This window comes from Adlercreutzia sp. DFI.6.23 (assembly GCF_024462535.1).
Taxonomy (GTDB): Bacteria; Actinomycetota; Coriobacteriia; order Coriobacteriales; family Eggerthellaceae; genus Adlercreutzia; species Adlercreutzia rubneri.
In genome coordinates this window covers 1-287 of the sequence record NZ_JANGBP010000817.1, presented here as the reverse complement: position 1 = coordinate 287, position 287 = coordinate 1, and the positions used below count along the sequence as shown (strand labels likewise).

The following is a 287-nucleotide window of genomic DNA, read 5'->3' as shown; positions in this document are numbered from 1 at the left end:
CCTGGCGGCCATGGAAAGCACCGACGACGGCTTCGAGCTGGCCGCCAGGCGCGCGAGCGACTCCTCACGCTGGGAAGCGGAAACGAGAAACACCTCGGCCGCCTTCTCACCGCGGCCCACGCGCCCGCGCAGCTGGTGCAGCTGGGCGAGTCCGAAGCGGTCGGCGTCCTGGACGATCATGACCGTGGCGTTGGGAACATCGACCCCCACCTCGATGACCGTCGTGGCCACGAGCACCTGGACCTCGCCGGCACAGAACTGCTCCATGACCTCGCGCTTGGCCTCAG

Annotated in this window: 1 protein-coding gene; it reads right to left on the bottom strand. The window is 69.0% G+C overall.

What is annotated here, in order from left to right; genetic code table 11:
* On the bottom strand, positions 1-287 hold a 287-nt coding region (locus tag NE591_RS15580; protein WP_256157139.1), incomplete at both ends, for a helicase-related protein.